This is a genomic window from Marinifilum sp. JC120 (assembly GCA_004923195.1).
Lineage (GTDB): Bacteria > Desulfobacterota > Desulfovibrionia > Desulfovibrionales > Desulfovibrionaceae > Maridesulfovibrio.
This window is the reverse complement of sequence record RDSB01000038.1, coordinates 1-5,804: the sequence shown is the minus strand read 5'-3', so window position 1 is coordinate 5,804 and position 5,804 is coordinate 1. Positions and strand designations below refer to the sequence as shown.

2 tRNA genes and 3 rRNA genes are annotated in these 5,804 nt (G+C 49.6%); all 5 read left to right on the top strand.

Going from position 1 to position 5,804, the window contains the following annotated elements:
* Positions 1-691: 691 nt before the first annotated feature.
* The 5 genes from D0S45_20025 (at position 692) to rrf (ending at position 5,792) form a co-directional block, all read left to right on the top strand.
* A 16S ribosomal RNA gene (locus tag D0S45_20025) occupies positions 692-2,248 on the top strand.
* A gap of 69 nt (positions 2,249-2,317) precedes the next feature.
* Positions 2,318-2,394 (top strand) — tRNA-Ile (locus D0S45_20020).
* 16 nt (positions 2,395-2,410) lie between these two features.
* Positions 2,411-2,486 (top strand) — tRNA-Ala (locus tag D0S45_20015).
* Between the two features lie 154 nt (positions 2,487-2,640).
* Positions 2,641-5,576: ribosomal RNA gene (locus tag D0S45_20010) — 23S ribosomal RNA — on the top strand.
* Positions 5,577-5,677: 101 nt separating this feature from the next.
* Positions 5,678-5,792, top strand: a 5S ribosomal RNA gene (gene rrf / locus D0S45_20005).
* Together the 16S, 23S and 5S rRNA genes with 2 tRNA genes alongside form the textbook arrangement of a ribosomal RNA operon.
* Positions 5,793-5,804: the final 12 nt, after the last annotated feature.

Here is a 5,804-nt window from a genome sequence, read left to right as displayed (position 1 = left end):
AGATTCCCAATCCGCGCTGAGCGAAAGCAAAGCACTGAGATCATTGAAAAAATATTTTGCGAGAACATTGAAATTAATGATTGACAGCGGCGGCTGAGTTGATTAGCTTCCGTCTCCGCACTGAGCGAAAGTAAGGTGCAGGGATCATAAGAGAAAGTTTGAGTTTATGACCGGGGCGTTACGATGAAATCCAGAACGGATAGAAGGGCGGCGATGATCATATAAGGTAGTTGAGCGATGAGCTGGAAGAGTTCTTGCCGACGAAAAAAAACTTTCAAAAAGTGATTGACAAGCGACTCGGGTTTCTCTAGATTCCCACACCGCACCGAGGGAAATAAACCTTCGGGATCATTGAAAAAACAAATTTCAGAAAGTTGTTGACAGCGGATGCGAACTTAACTARGTTTCATCTCCGCGCCGCTCGAAAGAGCGGGTCAGCGAGTTTCAAAAAAAGATCACGAAAGTGGTTGACACGGGGMTCTGGTTTCGATAGAAACTGACCCTCGCTCCGACGAAAGTCGGGCGAAAGTTCTCTGAAAAAATAYAGACGCAAGGTTGACACGAGCCGTAAAATACAACATATTGTAAGGTTCGCAGTAATGACCAAGGTCTTTGACAATTAAATAGCGAGTTGGGCAAAATTAAGACGACACATACATACATTTGTAATGTGCAATCAAATTCAAAGTTTTTTAACTGGAGAGTTTGATTCTGGCTCAGATTGAACGCTGGTGGCGTGCTTAACACATGCAAGTCGTGCGAGAACGTTTTCTTCGGAAAATTAGTAGAGCGGCGCACGGGTGAGTAACGCGTGGATAATCTACCCAGAAGATCGGGATAACAGTTGGAAACGGCTGCTAATACCGGATACGTTTCATATTTAACTTTATGAGAGAAAGAGGGCCTCTGTTTCAAGCTTTCACTTYTGGATGAGTCCGCGTTTCATTAGCTWGTTGGTARGGTAACGGCYTACCAAGGCGACGATGAATAGCTGGTCTGAGAGGATGACCAGCCACACTGGGACTGAAACACGGCCCAGACTCCTACGGGAGGCAGCAGTGGGGAATATTGCGCAATGGGGGAAACCCTGACGCAGCGACGCCATGTGAGGGACGAAGGCTTTCGGGTCGTAAACCTCTGTCAGGAGGGAAGAAACTGTTTGAGATTAATACTCTCTTTCACTGACGGTACCTCCAGAGGAAGCACCGGCTAACTCCGTGCCAGCAGCCGCGGTAATACGGAGGGTGCGAGCGTTAATCGGAATAACTGGGCGTAAAGCGCGCGTAGGCGGCCTTATAAGTCAGGTGTGAAAGCCCTCGGCTCAACCGGGGAATTGCACTTGATACTGTAAAGCTTGAGTATCGGAGAGGATGGCGGAATTCCAGGTGTAGGAGTGAAATCCGTAGATATCTGGAGGAACACCAGTGGCGAAGGCGGCCATCTGGACGATAACTGACGCTGAGGTGCGAAAGCGTGGGGAGCAAACAGGATTAGATACCCTGGTAGTCCACGCCGTAAACGATGGATGCTAGATGTCGGGCCTTAACCGGTTCGGTGTCGAAGTTAACGCGATAAGCATCCCGCCTGGGGAGTACGGTCGCAAGGCTGAAACTCAAAGAAATTGACGGGGGCCCGCACAAGCGGTGGAGTATGTGGTTTAATTCGATGCAACGCGAAGAACCTTACCTGGACTTGACATCCTGCGAATCTTCTAGAAATAGGAGAGTGCCCTTCGGGGAATGCAGTGACAGGTGCTGCATGGCTGTCGTCAGCTCGTGCCGTGAGGTGTTGGGTTAAGTCCCGCAACGAGCGCAACCCCTATTGCTAGTTGCCATCACATAATGGTGGGCACTCTAGTGAGACTGCCCGGGTCAACCGGGAGGAAGGTGGGGACGACGTCAAGTCATCATGGCCCTTACGTCCAGGGCTACACACGTACTACAATGGTGGATACAAAGGGTCGCAAAGCCGCGAGGCCTAGCCAATCCCAGAAAGTCCATCCCAGTCCGGATCGCAGTCTGCAACTCGACTGTGTGAAGTTGGAATCGCTAGTAATCCCGGATCAGCATGCCGGGGTGAATACGTTCCCGGGCCTTGTACACACCGCCCGTCACACCACGAAAGCTGGTTCTACCCGAAATCGACAGACTAACCTTCGGGAGGTAGTCGCCTACGGTAGGGCTGGTGATTGGGGTGAAGTCGTAACAAGGTAGCCGTAGGGGAACCTGCGGCTGGATCACCTCCTTTATAGAGTAAATGCCCAACTCGCTATTTAATTGCAAGGATCTTGCATGGTTAAATAACCTTGCGCTCAAATGGGCCTATAGCTCAGTTGGTTAGAGCGCACGCCTGATAAGCGTGAGGTCGATAGTTCAAATCTATCTAGGCCCACCACGTTTTCCATTTTGATGGGGGTGTAGCTCAGCTGGGAGAGCACCTGCTTTGCACGCAGGGGGTCATGGGTTCGATTCCCTTCACCTCCACCATAATGGAGAGGGTATCAGAGCTACGAGAACAAGATCTTTAAAAAATTTCTGAAGATGTTGTCCGCATTTATGCGTGACTCCTTCTAGAATACTACAGAATCTCCATTGAGAGGTTCCTGTTCTTTGAAAGTTAAATAGGGAAATTAGAGAAGAAAAATAAGTTATTAAGGGCAACTGGCGGATGCCTTGGCTCTAAGAGGCGATGAAGGACGTGATAGGCTGCGATATGCCGTGGTTAGCTGCCAAGTAAGCTTTGACCCACGGATTTCCGAATGGGGAAACCCARCAGAGCAACCCTCTGTTATCCTTTGGCTGAATACATAGGCCTTAGGAAGCGAACCCGGTGAAGTGAAACATCTCAGTAGCCGGAGGAGTAGAAATCAAACGAGATTCCCATAGTAGCGGCGAGCGAAATGGGATTAGCCCAAACCGTGTGCTTTCGAGCATGCGGGGTTGTAGGACCACAATGTGTGATCTGTTTAGRTAGGGGAAGTGTCTGGGAAGGCACGTCATAGAGAGTGAAAGCCTCGTACCCGAAGYCGGCGACAGCACTAGTGGCACCTGAGTACCACGGGACACGTGAAACCCCGTGGGAATCTGGGAGGACCATCTTCCAAGGCTAAATACTACTTAGAGACCGATAGTGAACCAGTACCGTGAGGGAAAGGTGAAAAGAACCCCTGTTAGGGGAGTGAAATAGAACCTGAAACCAGTTGCCTACAAGCTGTGGGAGCGGATTTATTCCGTGACCATTTGCCTTTTGCATAATGGGCCAGTGAGTTAATCTGTAATGCAAGGTTAAGCAGTGATGTGTAGCCGCAGCGAAAGCGAGTCTGAATAGGGCGACAAGTATTGCGGATTAGACCCGAAACCAGGTGATCTATCCATGGGCAGGCTGAAGCTTGAGTAAAATCAAGTGGAGGGCCGAACCGTTGTAAGTTGAAAATTACTCGGATGACCTGTGGATAGGGGTGAAAGGCCAATCAAACTTGGTGATAGCTGGTTCTCTCCGAAATATATTGAGGTATAGCCTCAGGAGTTTTCTTGCGGAGGTAGAGCACTGACAAGGCTAGGGGTCCCACCAGATTACCAAACCTTATCAAACTCCGAATGCCGTAAGATATATCCTGGGAGTCAGACTGCGGGTGCGAAGGTCCGTAGTCGAAAGGGAAACAGCCCAGACCGTCAGCTAAGGTCCCCAAATCCATACTCAGTGGAAAAGGTGGTGGAGTTGTATAGACAGCCAGGAGGTTGGCTTAGAAGCAGCCATCCTTTAAAGAAAGCGTAATAGCTCACTGGTCTAACGATTCTGCGCCGAAAATGTAACGGGGCTAAGTATGGTACCGAAGCTACGGGATGCGTCTAGTACGCATCGGTAGGAGAGCGTTCTCAGATGGGATGAAGGTGAATCGGAAGGTTTGCTGGACTAATGAGAAGTGATTATGCTGGCATGAGTAACGATAAAACGAGTGAGAAACTCGTTCGCCGTAAGACTAAGGTTTCCTGGGTAAAGCTAATCTTCCCAGGGTTAGTCGGTCCCTAAGGCGAGGCCGAAAGGCGTAGTCGATGGAAAACGGGTTAATATTCCCGTACCAGTAAGTGTGTGCGATGGAGGGACGCAGTAGGATAGCTCAGCCGGCTGTTGGATATGCCGGTGTAAATGCGTAGGCTTGAGAAATAGGCAAATCCGTTTCTCTTTAAGGCCGAGACATGATGCCGTAACTTTACGTTTGAAGTGAGTAATTCCAGACTGCCTAGAAAATCTTCTAAGTTTAGCACTTATTGACCGTACCGCAAACCAACACAGGTAGTCGGGTCGAGTAGACCAAGGCGCTTGAGAGAACTCTGGTTAAGGAACTCGGCAAAATGATCCCGTAAGTTAGCGATAAGGGATGCTCCAGACGGTGAAGTAATTTACTTTCCGAGCTGTTTGGAGCCGCAGAGAATCGGGGGGGGCGACTGTTTACTAAAAACATAGGTCTATGCTAAGTCGTAAGACGATGTATATGGACTGACGCCTGCCCGGTGCTGGAAGGTTAAAAGGAGGTGTTAGACTTCGGTCGAAGCTCCGAATTGAAGCCCCAGTAAACGGCGGCCGTAACTATAACGGTCCTAAGGTAGCGAAATTCCTTGTCGGGTAAGTTCCGACCTGCACGAATGGCGTAACGATCTCCCCACTGTCTCAACCAGAGACTCAGTGAAATTGAATTACCGGTGAAAATGCCGGTTACCCGCGGTAAGACGGAAAGACCCTGTGCACCTTTACTATAGCTTGACATTGGGTTTAGGACTATCATGTGTAGGATAGGTGGGAGGCTTTGAAGTCGGCACGCTAGTGTCGGTGGAGCCAACCTTGAAATACCACCCTTGATAGTTTTGAATTCTAATCCAACGCCGTCATCCGGCTTGGAAACAGTGTCTGGTGGGTAGTTTGACTGGGGCGGTCGCCTCCCAAAGAGTAACGGAGGCTTGCAAAGGTTCCCTCAGGCTGATTGGAAACCAGCCGTTGAGTGCAAAGGCATAAGGGAGCTTGACTGTAAGACAGACATGTCGAGCAGGAACGAAAGTTGGTCTTAGTGATCCGGTGGTTCCGCATGGAAGGGCCATCGCTCATAGGATAAAAGGTACGCCGGGGATAACAGGCTGATCGCGCCCAAGAGTTCACATCGACGGCGCGGTTTGGCACCTCGATGTCGGCTCATCACATCCTGGGGCTGAAGCAGGTCCCAAGGGTTCGGCTGTTCGCCGATTAAAGTGGTACGCGAGCTGGGTTTAAAACGTCGTGAGACAGTTTGGTCCCTATCTACCGTGGGCGTAGGATAATTGAAGAGGGTCTGCCCCTAGTACGAGAGGACCGGGGTGGACGAACCTATGGTGTTCCTGTTGTCACGCCAGTGGCATTGCAGGGTAGCTAAGTTCGGAAGGGATAACCGCTGAAAGCATCTAAGCGGGAAGCCTGCCTCAAGATTAGTTGTCCCTATGCTTTAGCATCTAAAGATTCCAGGTAGACCACCTGGTTGATAGGCTGGAGGTGTAAGTGCAGCAATGCATTCAGCTGACCAGTACTAATAAATCGTGCGACTTATTTTTCTTCTCTTCCCTTAACTTTAACCTCAAAAGTTAAAGCTAAAGGAACTCTAATTCTTCTCTATTAAACCATATATTTTGCTCATCGAGAGCAAGCAAAATTTGCTTGCGACCACTGAGGAGAGGTCACACCCGATTCCATTCCGAACTCGGAAGTTAAGCTCTCCATCGCCGATGATACTGCTGGGTAGCCAGTGGGAAAGTAGGTCGTCGCAAGCTTTTATTTCAAAA